10 protein-coding genes and 1 pseudogene are annotated in these 17,629 nt (G+C 68.8%); 4 read left to right on the top strand and 7 right to left on the bottom strand.

Annotated elements, in window-relative coordinates; translation table 11 throughout:
• Positions 1-101: 101 nt before the first annotated feature.
• The 3 genes and pseudogenes from ACFRMN_RS13760 to ACFRMN_RS13750 form a co-directional block, all read right to left on the bottom strand.
• Complete coding sequence (locus ACFRMN_RS13760; RefSeq protein WP_383018115.1) at positions 102-611, bottom strand: DUF4232 domain-containing protein; 510 nt, start codon at positions 609-611, stop codon at positions 102-104.
• A gap of 364 nt (positions 612-975) precedes the next feature.
• Complete coding sequence (locus ACFRMN_RS13755) at positions 976-1,731, bottom strand: hypothetical protein (RefSeq protein WP_383018112.1); 756 nt, start codon at positions 1,729-1,731, stop codon at positions 976-978.
• A 554-nt stretch (positions 1,732-2,285) separates the two neighbouring features.
• Positions 2,286-2,890, bottom strand: a pseudogene (locus ACFRMN_RS13750) (endo-1,4-beta-xylanase); the annotation flags it as partial.
• Here ACFRMN_RS13750 and ACFRMN_RS13745 point away from each other — a divergent pair.
• Complete coding sequence (locus ACFRMN_RS13745) at positions 2,889-3,125, top strand: hypothetical protein (RefSeq protein ID WP_383018109.1); 237 nt, start codon at positions 2,889-2,891, stop codon at positions 3,123-3,125. The pseudogene ACFRMN_RS13750 and the gene ACFRMN_RS13745 overlap by 2 nt on opposite strands.
• A gap of 506 nt (positions 3,126-3,631) precedes the next feature.
• Here the strand turns inward: ACFRMN_RS13745 and ACFRMN_RS13740 are convergent.
• On the bottom strand, positions 3,632-4,369 hold the full coding sequence (locus ACFRMN_RS13740; RefSeq protein WP_383018106.1) for a thioesterase II family protein: 738 nt from the start codon (positions 4,367-4,369) through the stop codon (positions 3,632-3,634).
• Positions 4,366-6,339 carry a non-ribosomal peptide synthetase gene (locus ACFRMN_RS13735; RefSeq protein WP_383018103.1) on the bottom strand — a complete coding sequence of 658 codons (1,974 nt, stop codon included), beginning with the start codon at positions 6,337-6,339 and terminating at the stop codon, positions 4,366-4,368. The genes ACFRMN_RS13740 and ACFRMN_RS13735 overlap by 4 nt, the downstream gene beginning before the upstream one ends.
• 494 nt (positions 6,340-6,833) lie before the next feature.
• Here ACFRMN_RS13735 and ACFRMN_RS13730 point away from each other — a divergent pair, with 494 nt between their 5' ends.
• A complete protein-coding gene (locus ACFRMN_RS13730) occupies positions 6,834-8,087 on the top strand; it encodes an MDR family MFS transporter (protein ID WP_383018100.1) in 1,254 nt (417 codons plus the stop codon).
• A 154-nt stretch (positions 8,088-8,241) separates the two neighbouring features.
• On the opposite strand, the gene ACFRMN_RS13725 is transcribed toward ACFRMN_RS13730, so the two are convergent.
• Positions 8,242-9,435, bottom strand: a complete 1,194-nt coding sequence (locus ACFRMN_RS13725) for a cytochrome P450 (RefSeq protein ID WP_383018096.1) — start codon at positions 9,433-9,435, stop codon at positions 8,242-8,244.
• Entirely contained in the window at positions 9,432-12,494 is a 3,063-nt protein-coding gene (locus ACFRMN_RS13720; protein ID WP_383018093.1) for an amino acid adenylation domain-containing protein, read from the bottom strand. Before ACFRMN_RS13720 ends, ACFRMN_RS13725 begins: the two co-directional genes overlap by 4 nt.
• 367 nt (positions 12,495-12,861) lie before the next feature.
• Between ACFRMN_RS13720 and ACFRMN_RS13715 the strand changes: the two genes are divergently transcribed.
• Both ACFRMN_RS13715 and ACFRMN_RS13710 read left to right on the top strand, forming a co-directional pair.
• Positions 12,862-15,846, top strand: a complete 2,985-nt coding sequence (locus ACFRMN_RS13715; protein ID WP_383018090.1) for a type I polyketide synthase — start codon at positions 12,862-12,864, stop codon at positions 15,844-15,846.
• Between the two features lie 673 nt (positions 15,847-16,519).
• Positions 16,520-17,578: an ATP-grasp domain-containing protein gene (locus tag ACFRMN_RS13710; protein ID WP_383018087.1), complete on the top strand. Its 1,059-nt coding sequence runs from the start codon at positions 16,520-16,522 to the stop codon at positions 17,576-17,578.
• The last annotated feature ends 51 nt before the right edge of the window (positions 17,579-17,629 follow it).

The raw sequence follows: 17,629 nt of genomic DNA, 5'->3' as shown, positions 1-17,629 counted from the left end.
TTCGCACGCCCTGGCCCGTACCGCCCGGGGGCCGGGCGATCGCCGGTTGAGCTGTACGCGGGGACCCTGCCGGTGGAACGCCGCCAGGGCGTGGAGGGAGATCAGACGCCGCGCTGGACCGGACCGATGAGAGTGCCGGTGGCCACCTTGAGCCTGCCCTCGGCGAAAGACGTGCCGGGGATCCGCCCGCCCGGAGCCTGGAGTGTGAACGATGCCTCGTCCGCGGGGGTGCCGCGACCGCCACTCGGAACCTGGATGTCGAAGTGCACCGGGTGGTTTGGTCCGAAAGTCACCACGGTCTCCTGGCCGCCGTAGCGGCCGGCGGTGACCCCGCTGTCCGAGCCGTGGTTCGAGAACCGCACGTCGGTGGGCGAACCGGCCAGCTCGCACGGCTCGTACCCGCTCGGCGCGGTCAGGGTGACGCGGTAGTGACGGTGCCCCGCGCTGTTGGCCGCCTCAGTGATCTTCGCGGTGTGGTTGGCCGGACGGCAGGCGGACGGGGCAACGCTCCCGCCCGTCGCCGGTGAAGCCTGCGCGAATCCCGCACCGGCGGCGCCCGCCAGCACAGTGGCAGCGAGGGTGACGGCGATCTTCTGGTTGGTACGCATCATGGCGCTCCTTGCCTTGCTCAAATGGCCCTGCGGGTGTTCACCGTCAGAACCATGGCCAGCACCATTCCTGCCCGCCCGCCCTCGCGGAAAATGTCCCAGGACGGCCACAGCCGATTCGCCCGCGCGCGGGTCCGACGTGCGAACGGACAAGCTGGCCACCGTCTTCCAAGCCGCACTCCACCTCGCCGCCATCCTGATCCGGACAGTCGATGAAGCGGCCCGGCGCACGCCTCGCAGCGGACGACCGGGCCGGGTAACGGATGTAGGTCCTGTCCGGTCGTCACTTCACGACGACCTTGCCCTTCTCCATGGAGATGTGGCCGGGGAAGGTGCGGGAGAACGAGTCCGCTCAGCGGCTCAGCGCTCAGCCGCAGTGGCGGAAGGCGTCCGTGGTGCCGCCGGTGGTGACCAGGCCGGAGCTCTGGTCGAGGACCACGATGGTGGCCGGCTGCGTCTGTCCTCCTCGGCACCTGAGGTCCGCGACGTACTGCCACCCGGGCAGGGTGCCGGAGGCGCTGACACTCAGCGAGCCCAGCGAGTACGGCGCGCTCGTGTTGATCCCGACCGCGTAGAACCGCACGACGCCGTTCGGACTGAGTCCGCTGCCGGTGGCGTACAGGTAGCCCCCCAGTTGGTGGAACGTGGTGGAGACAGACACCCCGCCGCGCGGCGTCGCACCCGGGTCCGCCAGTCGCCACGGTGCGTTGGCGTTGTCAGTGCGGGCCTGGTCGCGGCTGGCCGGTGGCACGCAGACACGGTCCGACGGCCGCGTTTCGCGCCACACGAAACCCGGCTTGCAGGTGTCCGGCCCGTAGACGCCGCCATTCGGTTCCCGGCGGGACGGGCCCAGCGTGTTCTCCGTCGTGATCTGCGAGCGGATCTGCGGCGTCACACAGACCAGGTCGGCCGGGACCGCCTCACGCCACACGAAGCCCGCCGCGCAGGTGTACGGACCGTACGGCAGGTCCGCGGCCATGGCCGAGGGACCCGTCACCACCAGACCCGTCGACAGCGCCACCGCCGCGATCAGCCCGGCCAGTACGCGCCGCAGGAAGCCGGAGCCGACTTCCCTGACGACACCGCGGGCCGTGTTTCTTCTGCCATTTCTTCCGCCAAGCATGTGTTCTCCTCGGTCGGTCCGTCAGCACAGTGACCAGATATTGGCCACTGGAGTCTCAGAACAGCGCTGAAGCGAGCTTCCGCCATTCAGCGAGGGGTGATTCAAGGGATGATGCACAGCCGGAACAGGTGATGCGCAATCGGTCGAATTCACTGGGGAGCACCGCTGGACGTCTCAATCCGGCAGCCATGCCCAGGTGTCATTCCGTACGTCGTACGAGGGCGGTGGGAAACCTACCTGTGAGGCGGTGTCATGTCGTGAGTAATGCGCTACTCACGTCCGACGACGCCGGGCCGCGGGCACGGCGGGCGGGGATCGATCCGGGTCTTGGGCGGAGAGGGGTCGGCGCTGTCGAACGCCTCGTCAAAGATCCGGTCCTGGCTCAGGCACCGGGCGATCTACGGCACCTGGAAGCGCGTGTGCACCGCCCTGCCTGGCCGGTCCGATGCTGATGAGGACCAGAGCCGGTGCCGCGCGGGGCGGACGCGGAGGAGGCCAGGGGGACGTCCGCCGATGAGCCCGCGCGGCTGCCCGTCATACCCGCCGAATCACGCGCTGCCGCCGAGGGCGGTCAGCGTCGCCTGGTAGGCCGCCTTCTTGTTGCCGTCGCGATCGAACAGCAGCGGGTTCTCCCCACTGCGCCAGGAGTCGCTGTCACGAATGCCCCATACGGTGATCCCGGTGCACCGTATGACGCTCACACACGCCCGGACGGTGTTCGCGTACGCGGTCGTCGGCGCCTGGGCGATGTCGAGTTCGGTTATCTGTACGTCCACAAGTGCCAGACCAGCGTGTGACCGCGCACGCGCTGGCCGCGCGCCGAGGCACGGTCGACGATCTGGTCGGCGGGAACGAAGTTGAATGAGCCGCGGGACCGCTCGATGGTGTCCCACTTCATCTCGTTCTCGGGCGTGACCGAGCTGAACTCACGGTCCAGGATCGTCGCGTACGTCCCGTCGCCCAGTTTGCCGGCCGCCACGGCGGTCCCGAAGTACCGTCCGGACTGGGCCGCCTGGGCGCCCAGGGTGCTCGCCTGGATCATTTCGGCGTCCGCGGCGGGCGCGGGTGCGGCGGCGACCCCGGTCGCCAGCAGCGCGGAGGCGGTCAGCAGTCCTAACGCCGAGGCGCGGGATCGGCTGCGTCGCATGGGGGGTTTCATGGTTCTCCTCGTACGGTCGGAGGCTGATTCGGAAGCGGAAGCGGAAGCGGAAGCGGAAGCGGAAGCGGAAGCGGATGCGGATGCGGTGTGCGTTGCGAAGAGGCGCGGTACGAGCCATGACATGTCGGGCGTTCCTCCTCGTGTGCGGATTCGAATCGTTTCGACAACGTCGCGCGAACTGCCGCCGGTTCTGGAGAACGGCATGGTGGACTGTCCGTCCCGCGCGGTGCCGTGACAGGCGCGGACCGCGTCGGATCGCTCGTGGTTCGAGAAGTGTGCGTTCGAAATATCGGACCCGCACCGGGGCTCCGGACAATCCGGATACGGCGGTGCCCACGCCGGTACGGGACACAGACGCCCTGCTGTCGGGCCGTTCCGGGACCGGCACGAGCCATGGGACACCAGGACCTGGACAGGTGATCGCCGCCCCTGGACGCCACCGCTGGACCGTGTGTTCCCCGCATGGTCCTCAAGCCAACGGAAAAGGCGGTACCGGACTTCTCCGGTACCGCCTGCGACCCGCGTACACGCTGAAGGCGTTCGACCTTTGCCTTTGTCGTGCCCCTCGGAGGGATGTGAACCGGCCCGCAGAGGAGGCCGGTTACGGGTGTTGTGCCGGTGGCGCCACCGGCGTCGGATGACAAGTGCGGCGGCGTTGTCCTCCGACGTGTTGCCGGCGCCCTCCTCCTGAAATCGGCTTGTCCACAGAGCGGGATCGAGAGGTGGCGCGGGCCGTGGAGTTCAGCAGGATTCGGTTCGCGGGGCGGAGAGTGCCTTCTCCAGCAGGGCGTACGGGGGGTTGTCGATGAGGTAGAAGTGATTCCCGGAGAAGCCGACCTCCTGGACGGGGACCGTGCTCAGCGCGCTCCACGGGCGGAGGTCCGTGTCGTCGTCCTGGTCGCCGACGATGGTGGTGACCGGACAGCTGAGCAGCGGCTCGGGCGCCATGGCGTAGCTGTGAAACATTCGGCCGTCGGCGATCAGATACGGCATGACCACCTCCTGGAAGATCGGGTCGGCCGCCATCTCCGCGTCGGTGCCGCCCATCCTCACCAAATCCATGAGCAGTTGGTCGGGGTCTTCCTCAGGGCCGGGGAGTGTGGGCAGCGGGGCGTCACGGGAGCCGGAGGCGAAAAGGTGCTCGATGCGGATGCCCCGGTGTTGCAGCGCCCGCGCCGTCTCCAGGGCCACGGGAGCGCCCAAGCTGTGCCCGAAGAAGGCCAGCGGAAGATCCGTCAGCGGTTCCAGCGCGTCGGCGATATCGGTGGCGAGCCGGACGAGGTCATTCGGGGGTTCCTCGTCCAAGCGGTCTGCGCGCCCCGGGTACTGGACGGCGTGCACCTCCACCTTGGTCAGCGACTGGCCCCAGGCGCGGTAGAAGGAAGCCGACCCTCCGGCGTGCGGGAAGCACACCAGACGGATACGCGCGTCGGGCCGGGCAGTGTCGCACACGAGCCAGCGCGAGGTGTATGTGGTCACTGTCCGGCTCCCTTGCGTGCGCGCTGCTGGCGAAGTCTGGCCGTACGGGCTCTGCGGACGGCTTCGGCGGAGCCTGACTCTCCCGTGTTCTTCCCCTGCTCACGACTGGCGCGGATGAACGTGACCTGTGCCGACACGGTGGATTCCTGGAAGAGGGAGACGATCGTCGGCCGCAGCCCGCAGTGCCGCTCCAGCGCCTCCTGCAACTTGAACATGGTCAGCGAATGGCCCCCGAGATCGAAGAAGTTGACGTCCAATGGCACCGTGGCCACACCAAGGACCTCCGCCCAGGCGGCCGTCACCTGCGCGGTGAGTGGATCACCGGTGACGGACGGGGCCGCGGGCGCGGGCCGGGAGGCGGGCGGCTCCGCTGCGAGTGTCCGCAGCAGCGCGCGATCGAGTTTTCCGTTGAGGTTGCGTGGCAGCTCCGGGAGTACCCGCAGTTCGCCCGGCACCATCACCGGGGGCAGCTTCTCCGCGAGGGCGCGGCGCAGCGGAACCGGGTCCGCGTCCTTCGACGAGGCGACGAAGCCGATCAGGCCCGTTCCCTGTGCGTCGGGCAGGACGACCGCTTCCTGGACGCCGGCCAGCAGGCGCAGCGTCTCCTCGACCGCACCGAGCTCGACACGGTGGCCGCGGACCTTGATCTGGTCGTCCTTCCGGCCGATGAAGTCCAGCCGGTGCTCCGCGTTCCAGCGCACGATGTCACCGGTCCGGTACATGCTTGCGCCGGGTTCGGGGGCGAAGGGGTCATCCAGGAAGGCCGCCGCCGTGGCCTCGGGACGGCCGAAGTAGCCGCGCGTCACCCCGGCCCCGCCGATGAACAACTCGCCTTCCGCGCCCGGCGGTGCGGCCTTGAGCTCGCTGTCGAGTACGTAGAGCCGAGCACCTGGGACCGGGCCCCCGATGCTGACCGGTCCGGTGTCGGTGAGGCGGTGGAAAGTGGCCCACACGGTCGCCTCTGTCGGGCCGTACTCGTTGACCAGATCCACCCCGGAGGACTGAACCGCGAAGTGCCGGTCGGCCAGGGCCTGCGGCAGGGCTTCGCCCGCCACGATCACCTGCCGCAGCGAGGCCAGTGGCGCTGTCCCGGCGCGTTCGGCGGCATCGAGCAGCAGCCCGTACAGCGTGGGCACACACAGGACGCGGTCCACGCGGTGGCGGCTGACGAGGGAGACCAGCGCTTCGGCGTCGCGCAGTTCGTCCGCGGACGCCACGACCAGGCAGCCGCCCGCGAGGAGCGTCCCCCATATACCGGCGACCGATGAGTCGAAGGCCAGCGGGGACAGCAGCAGGAACGTCGGGGTGCCCGGGTAGACCATGAGGCGGGCCTGCGTCGAGGCGGCGAGATTGCGGTGCCCGACGATGACGCCCTTGGGCTCGCCCGTACTGCCCGAGGTGTAAATGAGGTACGCCGGATCTTCCGGGCCGACCGCGGCGGGGAAGGAGTCGGAGGGGTCAAAGGGTGCGGCGTCCGGGGCGTTCGCGACCGTCACGACGGGCATCGGAAGGTCGGCCGCTCGCACCTCGGCCGCTTGCGCCGTTGCCACAACGATCTTCACCTGCGCGTCGTGGAGGATCGTCGCGAGCCGGGCAGTCGGTTGGGCAAGATCGACGGGCACATAGGCGGCGCCCGTGCCGAGGATGCCGAGCACGGACGCGATCATCGCGGCGGAGGGCTCGGCCAGGAGGGCGACCCGGTCTCCGGCACCGACCCCGGCTGCGGCGAGGCGATGGGACAACTGCCTGGCCCAGGAGACCAACTCGCCATAGGTGACGGCGACGTTGCCGCATCGCACGGCGGTCGCCGTGGGGCGGTCGGTGGCCAGTTGGGCCACCACTTCGTGAACGGGAACGAAGGGGGCTTCCGGTAGTGGTTCGCCGATGGTCGAGGCGGTCGCCTCCGGTGTCGCTCCGGCGCTGTCCTTCGGTCTGGACAGACTGGAATTCACGCGTTGTGAGGCCAGCATGAAGAGAAACTCCTCAAAGTCAGCAGTGGGATCCCTGGGGATGATGAACTCCTTGGTGTGAGTCCGCCTACTGCTCAATTGCTCGGTCAGGATCCGATGAGGAATGTGCGGTCTCTGCTGTCACGAGTGACCGCGCTGCGGTGGGAGTGATCATAGGAGGGCCGATTGGTCGACGCAATGGACCCAGGGCGGTTTCAAAGGGATCGGTGAGCGACTCGAACCAGGCGACCGGACCACGGACTTGGTCTCGTGCACCACCCCCGTCCAGCGCTTCCGGCCGGAGTGTGTCCAGGGCGGGCACGGTGGTGAGAGATGATGGCGGGACGAACACGGCACCTTCGTGGATCTTGAGGAGAGCTCCGTGCTCTCGGCGTCACCCGCGGAGACCGCACGGTTAACGGCATCTGTTAAGTTGTGGCCTCCACGGACAGGATGCCCGTAAGTCACAATCACCGCTTCGGCCACTTACGCATCCGCCTGATCCTGGGGGACCCATGCCACTCGCCGCCCTGAGACGCGTCGCCCGGGAAACCGTCTCCGGTCTGCCTCGGCAGTTCTGGTGGCTGTGGATCAGCACCCTCGTGAACCGGCTCGGCACCTTCGTCGTCACCTTCATGGCCCTCTATCTCACGGTCGAACGCGGGTATTCGGCCTCGTACGCCGGTCTCGTCGCCTCCCTGCACGGGCTCGGCGGGGTCGTGTCCGCGCTGGGGAGCGGAGTGATGGCCGACCGTCTCGGCAGGCGGCCGACCCTTCTCATCGCGCAGTCCGCCACCGCCGGCTCCATCGCGCTGCTCGGCTTCATGCGCGGCCCCGTGGCCATCGCCGCCGTCGCCTTCCTCGTCGGCATGGCCTCCAACGCCTCCCGGCCCGCCGTTCAGTCGATGGTGGCCGACATCGTCAGGCCCCAGGACCGGGTGCGGGCCTTCTCGCTGCACTACTGGGCCGTCAACCTCGGCTTCGCCGTCGCCTCCATGGCCGCCGGGTTCATCGTCGAGTTCAGCTATCTCGCCGGATTCCTCATCGAGGCGGGGATGACGCTGGCGTGCGCGGTCATCGTCTTCCTCAAGGTGTCCGAGTCCCGGCCCATGCCCAAGGCCGAACAGACAGAGGACGGAGTCAACCTCGGGACCGTGCTGCGGGACGGGCGGTACATGGCCGTCGTCGGACTGTCCTGCCTCGTCGCCATCCTCTTCCAGCAGGGCAACGTCGGACTACCGGTCGCCATGGGCCGCGCCGGGTTCACGCCCGCCGACTACGGCCTGACCATCGCCGTCAACGGCATCCTGATCGTCGCCCTGCAGATCCCGGTCACGCGCTTCATCGAACACCGCGATCCGCGCGCGCTGATGATCGCCTGCTCGCTCCTCGCGGGGTACGGCTTCGGACTCACCGCCTTCGCCGGGTCGGTCGGCTTCTTCGCGCTCACCGTGTGCGTGTGGACGCTCGCGGAGATCGGCTACACGGCGACGCAGGCGGGGCTCGTCGCCCGGCTGTCACCCGCTCAGGGGCGCGGACGATACCAAGGTATGAACACGCTGGCGTGGTCGGCCGCCATCCTGATCGCCCCGCTCATATCCGGCACCGTCATCGACCACTTCGGCCCGGAGTGGCTGTGGGGGTTGTGCGCGGTCGTGGGGACCTTGGCGGGGATCGGGTTCGGCGTCCTCATGCGGCGGCTGTCGGAGGCACGCACGCCGGCCGCGGCGGTTCCGGACGAGGCCGGGCCGGAGGTCCGTAGTGCCTGAGACCCGCCGCCGGCCGGGACCACATCACCAGCGCCTCCGCTCTGCCGGCCAGGCCCTGAGCAAGCCGTCACCACGTCGGCCAGACATGCCCCCGAACCGGAACACACCTCCAAGGACTCACTCAACCTGACAACGCCCGGCGGCCGTCTGACTCTCAGCGCCCCTGCGCGACGAGGCGCACGGTGGCGTGCGCCGGTCCGTTCACCGCGATCGAGCGCAGCGGCTCCATGTCTCCAGTCGGTTCGATGACGTCGACCAACTCCACAAGTGTCTCCAGGAGCATCCGCATCTGGTGGCGGGCCATGGAGCCCCCGATGCAGACGTGCTCGCCCGTGCCCAGGGCCAGATGGCGATTGGGCTGTCGGCCGAGGTCGAACCGGTCGGGTTCCGTGAACACCGACTCGTCCCGGTTGGCCGAGGGGATCCACAGCACGACGCGGTCTCCGGCCGCGATGCGCCGGCCTTGGACGACCGTGTCCACGGTGGCCGTCCGCATGCTGTGCGTGGCGCTGCTCGTCCACCGCAACAGCTCCTCCACCGCGGTCCTGACGAGCGCGCCGTCACGCTCCCGTACCAGCCGCTGCCACTGCCGCGGATGTGAGCCGAGGGCGAGGACTCCCGCGGCGATCGACAGACCGGCGTTCTCCGACGCTCCGACGAGGTTCTCGACGCCCAGCAGGATCTCGGTCTCGGTCAGCAGGTCGCCCTGCACCTCGTTGTTGACGAACATGCCCATCGCGTCGTCCGCGTCGATCTCCATCCGCGCGTACATCATGTCGATGAAATAGCGCATCAGCGCCACGTGGCTGGTGAGGGGTTTGCCGGACTCGAACGCCTCCGTGCTCCACCGCAGCAGCTGCTCGCGGTCGTCCGGCTCCACGCCGAGCAGCCTGGCGATGTTGTGGCTGGAGAGCCGGGCCCCGATGTCGTGAACCACGTCGCAGGTGCCCTTTTCGATGGCGAGGGTCACTACCGAGCGGATCTCGGCGCGCATCTCGTCCGCCATGGAACGGGCGCACCGTTCGGTGAACCGGTCGGCCACCTGCCCGCGCAGGGCACGGTGCCTGGGCGAATCGGTCAGGGCCATGGTCAGGCCGCTGCCGGGATCCTCCCCCAGAGCGGTCGGCCGCAGCAGGACGCCCTGCGCCGAGCTGAAGACGGCCGGATTCTGGTACGCGTGCCGGATATCGTCGTACCGAGTGAGGGACCAGAAGCCCGGTAGGTCGCCCGGCTCGTGCCAGTGCGCCGGGGCGTGCTGTCGCATCCAGCGCCACAGCTGGTGCACCTCCCCGGAGGCGTGCAGGTCCGGGTCGTTGAGGTCGGCAGGGGTGTACGCGGATACGGTCATGACGCAGCTCCCGCGGCGATCAGGGCAAGACGGTCATGGAAACCCTTGAGCAGCGTCAGCGCGGTGGTCTCGACGACGGCCTCGCGCCGGAACGAGAGCACCGCGTCGAGTGCGCCGTCCTCGTCCGGCCACACCTCAAGGTGCAGCTCCAACGGGAGGGCGGCGTACGGCTGGCGCAGATGCGTGGCGGCGACGCCAGGCAGGTCGAGCCGGGGTGGAGTGTTGTCCTGCAGAGCGAAGAGGGACTGAAAGCCCGGCGGCCGCCCGGGCGTTGCCGGCCTGAGGCCCTGTGCGAGGTCGGCGAAGGGGACTTCGCCGCGGCCGAAGGCCTGGTGGACCAGCCGGCCGACCTCCCGGATGCCGTCCCTGCCGCCGCCCACCGCATCGCCGCGCAGGCGCACCGGCAGCATATTGATGAGGCAGCCGATGGCCTGCTCCAGCTCCGGGACGGTGCGCTCGGCGACGGGCACGCCCACCGCGAAGTCCCGCTGCCCGCAGACCTCGGCCATGGTGCCCGCCCAGGCCGAGAGGAGCACCACGAAAAGGCTCCCGCCGAGCGCCGCGCCCCGCGCGTCGAGACGGGCCGCCACCGCCGCGGGAACAGTCACGGAGAGATGTCCGATTCCGGTCTCGCCCGGGTCGGGCCGTTCCGGCCAGCGGATCTGAGGGACGTCCTGGAACTCCGCCAGTATCCGCTCCATCCGCCCCGCCGAGTCCGTCATCGTCGCGGCTGCCGTCATCAGTCGGGCCCGCTCGGCCAAGGTGGGCGGGGCGGCCTGTGGCGCACGTCCGGCATAGGCATCGGAGAGGGCACGAGCCAGGACTGATTCCGACCGGCCGTCGAAGGCGATGTGGTGGACCAGCAGCCCGAACAGCCACCCCTCCGTCTCGGTCACCGGCACCAGCGCGGTGCGCCACAGATCGGCGTCCTGAGGTTCAAGGGGCTCGTCGAAGAGCTGCCGCAGCGCGCCGACCGCATCGTCCACGGTCGGCTGGGCGGCCAGGAGCTCCAGGGGCGGGGCGGGGATGTCGGTGACCTCGGCGTGAGGAGTGGGATCCACTCGGAAAGCCGTACGCAGCACGTCGTGCCGCTCATGGACTGCGGCGATGGCCGCCTTCAGGGCGTCCTGGTCCAGTCTGCCGTTGAGGTGCCACGTCATCAGGCAGTATCCGGAGCGGTCCTGCGGCGCCGTCAGATGGCGGGTGAGGAAGACCAACTCCATGGCGGTCAGCGGGATGTCGCCGGTAAACGTCGGCACGGCATCCGTGCTCGGAGCCGACCGGAGCCAGGATGCCAGTTCTTCGGCCGACGACCGCTCGTACAGGACCGACAGGGGTACAGGCCGCCCCACCCGCTTGACGATGCGTGTACAGGCGCGGGCGGCTTGCAGCGAGGACCCTCCCAACTCGAAGAACGGCGTGTGCGGTGGCACGGTTCGGCTGCCCAGTACGGCGGCGAACTCCTCGGCGACCAGACGGACCAGCGGGTCGTCGACGGGGCCGTGGCCGTTCTCGTCGGGCGTCTCGGGCACGCGTGCCAGCAGGGCACGGTCGTCCAGCTTGCCGGTGCCGGTCAGCGGGAAGGAGTCGACAAAGACCACGGCGACGGGGCGTTGGTACGCGGGCAGGTGCTCGGCGAGGATCGCCGGCACGTCCGGCGGTGCACCACCGGACCGGCTCGGCACGCAGAAGGCCACCAGTTCGAGGACGCCGTCGAGTTCCGTGCGGCGCGGGACCACGCGGCAGCGGGCCACGTACGGAACCAGGCGCTCGATCTGCCGCTCCACCTCGGCCGGTTCGACGCGGTGGCCCCGGATCTTCACCTGCCGGTCGAGCCGCCCGCGGTACTCAAGGATCCCGTCCTCGTTCAGGATGCCCAGGTCCCCGGTGCGGTACAGCCTGGCCTGCTCGCCGTTGATGTCGATGTGTGTGAACTTCTCCGCGGTGAGAGCCGGTTCACCGAGGTAGCCGAGGGCCAGGCCGTCGCCCGCGACGCAGATCTCCCCCGGCTCGCCGGTCGCACAGGGGCGGTTGCCCTGGAGGACGAAGACGGAGGTGCCGGGTACCGGCCGGCCCAGCGGGATGCCGCCGTCCCGGGTGCAGTCCGCGGGGGTGATGCGGTGCGTGGTGGTGAACACCGTGCTCTCGACCGGACCGTAGCCATTTATCAGGGCCGTATCGGGGAATCGGTCGAGGAAGCGGCCCACATGCCGCTCGGACAGGCGTTCACCGCCGATCATGACTTGGGACAGGCCGCTCAGCGCCGCCAGGTCCTCATCAATGATCAGGTTGAACAGACTGCTGGTCAGCCACGCCGTGTTCACTCCGTGGTCGGCCACCATCGCGCGCAGGGCCTCGGCCGTGAGGAACGGCTCCTCGATCAGGACGCAGGTGCCGCCGTTGTACAGGGCGGACCAGAGTTCGAGGGAGAACACGTCCCAAGGCAGCGCCCCCGCAAGGGGGATGACCGTATCCCGGTCGAATCGCGCGAAGGTGCCCTCCCGGAACAGCCGTGCCGTCGCCCGGTGCGGAGTGACCACCCCTTTGGGCTGTCCGGTGGTGCCCGAAGTGAAGAACACGGAGCATGCGTCGGAGCCCTGTACCGTCACCGCGGGGCGGGCCGGACTCTCCCCCGTACCGCCCTCGTCCGGTGTCCACAGCGGCGCGGACAGCCCGGCGACCAGGCCTGGCCGGGTGACGACGAGAGGCGGCCGGAGCTGGTCGATCACCGCCTTGAGCCGGGTGGGCGGCCAGTCCGCGTCGAGCAGCGCGTAGGCGGCGCCGAGCTTGAGAACGGCCAGCAGTGTGACGACCAGGTTGACGGAGCGCGGCAGCAGAATCGGGACGAGATGCCCCTGTTGGACGCCGGCGGCGGCGAGTCGGCGGGCCAATTCCTCGGCGAGGGCGTCCAATTCGCCGTATGAGACCCGTGCGTCCGGGGCCAGGAGGGCTATGTGCCGCGGCCTGGCGTGGGCTTGTGCGGCGAAGACGTCGTGTAATCCTTCTCCCGGTGCGCCCCCAGTAACTTCTGCGGCCCACGGGGCACGCGACTGCAGCACCTCGACTCCCTTCGGATTCCTAGAAAATGAGGAAAGATGGAGTGCAACATCAAGAGCGCATGATATTGCCACGCATGACCGCATCGTGCAGGCATGACCCTGCGTAAGGTGACCCAACGAGGCACGGACTACCCATCGCTGGGACGAACGCCCTGACCGCCGCCCAGGCACGCACGCCTATTCGCGCGGCCTCTTGGGAAGCGACGATGGCCCGCCGCCGGAGTCAACCACACCGCTCAACCGCGAAGATCCCCGCCTCCTTCGGGACAGCGGACTGTGCCAGTATCACAGGGCGGTCCAAGGAAACACCTATGGCCGCTCACGCGCCACCAGCGCGACATCGGATGACATATCCGTTTCCAACGGAATGATGGGAGACGTTGTGACGAGTCGGGATCGCTCCTTGGATATCGCGGTCACTGGTATGGCAGCGCGTTTCCCCGGCCCCCGTGACCTCGACGCCTGGTGGGATTCCCAGCTCCACGGGAACGTGCACAGCAAGCGGTACACGCGGGAGGAGCTACTGACCGCCGGAGTTCCCGCCACGTTGGCCGCCGACCCGGACTACATACCCGTACGCGGCCATCTCGACGACTGGGACCGCTTCGACCACGACTTCTTCCAGATCCGCAAGCGTGAGACCGAGCTGATGGACCCTCAGCACCGCTGGATGCTGGAGGTGGCCTGGAACGCGCTTGCGGACGCGGGTGTTGTGCCCCACGACGACACGGCGGTGACCAGTGTCTACGCGTCCATGACGGGCAGCGGCTACATGCGCGCGATAGTCCGCGGCACAAACTCCGATCCGGGCCTGCTGGACGATCTGATCCACGGCAGCGAGCCGGACTTCATGGCGAGCCGTATCGCATACAAAATCGGGCTGAAGGGGCCTGCCTTCGCAGTACAGACGGCGTGCTCCTCCTCACTGGTGGCCGTCCATCTGGCAGTGCAGGCCCTGCTCAGCGGCGACTGCGACCAGGCACTAGTGGTGGGGGCCGGGTTCGATTACCCCCAGGCGGGTTATCTGCACACGCCGGGCGGAGTGCTGTCCGCCGCGGGTGTGTGCCGGACGTTCGACCGGGAGGCGGACGGGGTGATCCCCGGGTCCGGTGCGGGTGCCGTAGTGCTGCGCCGGCTGTCGGACATCACCGAGGACGACCCCGAGCCGTACGGTGTCATCCTGGGCTCCGCGATCAACAACGACGGGAATGCGAAAGCCGGTTACTACGCGCCTTCCACCGCGGGGCAGGAACGCGTCATCGGCGCCGCCCTGAACGCGGCCGAGGTCGACGGCGGGTCCATCGGTTATCTGGAGGCCCACGGCACCGGCACCCGCATCGGCGATCCGATCGAGTGGGCGGCGGCCGCCACCGCCCTGCGCAGGGCCGGAGCCCGGCCGGGCAGCGTGGCGGTGGGTGCCCTGAAGGCCAGCGTCGGCCATCTCGACGCTGCCGCGGGGGTCGCCGCACTGATCAGGGCACTGCTCGTGGTGCGCAACGGCATGATCCCGCCCGTCGCGGGATTCACCGAGCGCAATCCGCTGCTTGAGACCGAGAACTGCCCGCTGTACATACCTACCGAGGCGATCCCATGGACCGGTGAGCTTCCGCGGCGCGCCGGCGTGAGCGCCTTCGGCATCGGCGGCACCAACGCGCATGTCCTGATCGAGCAGGCGCCGCCGCGGGAACGTACCGCTGTGGAGGCAGGGGCCCCGCCCGAGCGCCTGGTCCTGCTGTCCGCGGCGGATCCCGGGGCCCTCGACCGCATGGCCGACGATCTGGCGGCCCATCTCCAGTCGCACGACCCGGATCTCGGCGAGGTCTGCGCCACCCTGGCCAACGGTCGCCAGGCCCTGAGCGAACGCCTCGCGATCACCGGCCGGACGAGTGCCGAGGTCGCCGAGCGTCTCGCCACCCGGTCCGGGGTGTCCCGGGGCACCGCGCCGGGGACGGGCCCCGCCCCGGTGCTCTTCCTCTTCCCCGGCGGGGGTACGCAGCGCCCCGGCATGGCCGAGCCGTTCACCGTTCTTCCCGGGTTCCGCCGGGCGCTCGACCGGTGCCTCGCGGCCTTCGCCACCCCGCAGGCGGAGCGGCTGCGGCAGGCACTGTACGACCCGGACTTCCCCGCCGCCGAGCTGAACCGGCCCGCGCTGGCCCAGCCGGCCCTCTTCACAGTCGGCTACGCGGCGGCAACAGCCCTCCAGGACCTGGGGATCCGGCCGACCGCGGTCTGCGGGCACAGCTCCGGCGAGATCACCGCGGCCGCTGTCGCCGGAGTCTTCCGCCTGGAAGACGCGGCCATGTTCATCACGGCGCGCGGCCGGTCCATGCAGGACTGCCCGGAGGGCGCGATGCTGGCCATCGGTACGGACGTGAAGTCGGCCGTGGCACTCGCCGAGGAGTGGGGTCTCAAGCTCGACGTGGCCGCGGTCAATGGCCCGGACTCCTGTGTGCTGGGCGGGCCGGCCGACGAGGTCGATGAGTATCAAAGACGCCTCGGCAACACGTTCTTCGTACGACGCCTGCGCTACAGCCACGCGGGCCACTCCCGACTGATCGAGCCCGCGCTGCCCGCGCTCGCCGAGGCGATGTCCCGGATCGAGCTCCGGCCGGCGACCCTGCCGATCGCGCTCAACGTCTCCGGCCGGGTCGTCGCGGCCGGTACCGAACTCCCCCGCGACATGTTCGTGACGCAGGTCCGGCAGTCTGTGCTGTTCGGCGACGCGCTCGACGCGCTGGCCGCGCACCTGCCGGGCGCCTTGGCCGTGGAGATCGGTCCTGGGCGTCCTCTCTCACCGATGGCGGAGGCGGCCGGAATCCCCACGGTCGCCCTGGACCAGATCAGGGACGCGTCGCAGTCCACAGCGCTCAGCGGCGTCGGCGCCCTGTGGACTCTGGGGCAGCCGGTCGCGCCGGCTGATCTGACCGGCGATGGCCGCAGAACGAGGCTGCCCGGCTACTCCTTCGCGGGACCTTCCTCGGTGGCCCCGGAGGCACTGATGGCACCTCAAGCGCTCGCCTCGCCCGCGTGGGACCCGAAGCGCCCTCCGGCTCCCACGCCGCTGCCCGAACAGCCGGAACCCAAGAACCCGGCCCCGGTCGACCCGGCGGAGGGGGTGATCCGGATCTGGGCGGAACTGCTCGGCCGTGACGATATCCCGGCGGACGCCGACTTCTTCGCCCAGGGCGGCGACTCCCTGCTGATCACCCGGCTCATCCGCAGAGTGAACAGCGAGTTCGGGATCCGCGTCCCGGTACGCGAGATGCTGACCCAGCGGACGCTGAGTGGACACGTCGCAGTGGTCCGCCGGGTCTGTGGCGAAGCGGATGCGGCACCCGCCGGCGCCTCTTGAGATCCCCAACTCCACTATCCCGGCTCAGCGTCCGGGTGCTGAAGAAATGGTCGCCCACCCGACGTCCCCGCTCCCGGACGAGCGCGCGCGTCCTGCGCCGCTGATGCCGGACGGCGGCCGTGAACCGCACATGCCTGCAAGCCTATAGCGGGAATTAAACGGGTAAGCCCGACATGAATCACCATATCCGCCACAATCACCCGCCACACCCGACGGCGACAAATCCCGAGCCTGCACCGCGAACGGACTGAAACTTATTCATCATCCAACGTGATGACCGTCACATGGAGGCATATTTCGTGGGCGTGATCACGGTGTTAGATTAATCCCCGCCAGTCGCATGACAGAAATAGAAGATAGGGGCGCCTTATCAGTGTTCGGCGAGGGATTTCATGATCGTTTTCTTGGTTCTCCGTGAATACTCCGCGGGTGCCGCCCTCGCCCGGGCTCCAGAATAAGATAAGTCATCCGAATTTCCGAACGCACAATATACCGAAATTGGTGCCCCTGAGTGAAGACTGCCTTTTTTATCGAGAGTAACATGTTGGACTACGGCCCTGAAGGCATGCGACTCGCCAAGGAAAATGGTTTTCGAGCTCATTTTGTCGCCCGCGATCCATCGGAGTACGAGAAGTTCCCTCTGAACCCGGTCAGCATTGCCGATACCCACAGCGTGGTCGACACCCATGACCTGGTGAAGCTCATGCATTTCTTCACCGACCACGCGCCGGACGCCGTGATCGCGTTCGACGACTACCGGCTGGTACAGACAGCCGTGATCGCGGAGCGGCTCGGCCTGCCGCACGCCCCGGTGGACGGCTTGCTCAACTGCCACTTCAAGGACCGTTCCCGCAGCCTGACGAAGGGCATTGGACGCTCCGTGGCGGCGGCACGCGTGCCGCTGGACGAGCCGGGCGACACGTCTCCACTCGGGTACCCGTGCGTAGTGAAACCGGTGGACGACAGCGGCAGTACCGGGGTCCGGGTCTGTTCGTCCGACCACGAGTACCGCACGGCCCTGCGTACCATCGCCGCCCACCCGGTCAACCTCCGCGGCTACCGCCGCGCACGGTACGCCCTGGTGGAAGAGTTCATCGACGGACCGGAGTTCACGGCCGAGTTGATGTGGGACGACCGCACCGACGACTGGCGGTTCCTCGGATTCACCAAGAAGTTGATGGCCGAGCTCCCCTTCCGGGTCGAGCTCGGGGCCATGTTTCCGTATCACTTCGGGACGGCCGAGGAGGACGCTCGCATAGCGCGGGTGGTTGTCGACTGGCTCACCGCGGTGGGACACCGCCGGGGAGCCGCCCATGTCGAGTTCAAGATCGTCGATGGCGTACCGGCGCTGATCGAGATCAATCCGCGGCTGGGCGGCGACCAGATCCGTGAGTTGATGCGGCTCACCGTCGGGCATGATTCCGTGGACTTGTATACGCGTCTGCATCTGGGCCTTCCGTCCGGCGAGTCGGTCGGCGACGCCCGCGGCGGCTACGCGACAAGCCTCTATCTGACGCCCCGGCGCACCGGACTGATCACGTCCGTGACACCCCCGTCCGAACTGCCTGCCGGAATCGTCCGCAGCACCTTCACCTCGGGACCCACACAGATCAACGGGGTGGTCGACAACGGCGACCGCCTCGGCCATGTCATCTCCTGGGCCGATGAATTCGATACCTCACTGGCCGTCGCGGAGGCATACCTTTCCCGGGTGGAAGTCAAGTACGCCTGACCCGGGGGCGAATGGGAAACCGCCGAAAAATCGGACGGGCAAGCAATTATC

The organism is Streptomyces sp. NPDC056835 (assembly GCF_042789485.1).
Lineage (GTDB): Bacteria > Actinomycetota > Actinomycetes > Streptomycetales > Streptomycetaceae > Streptomyces.
The sequence above is the reverse complement of the archived record's forward strand: the minus strand, read 5'-3'. Positions and strand labels throughout refer to the sequence as shown.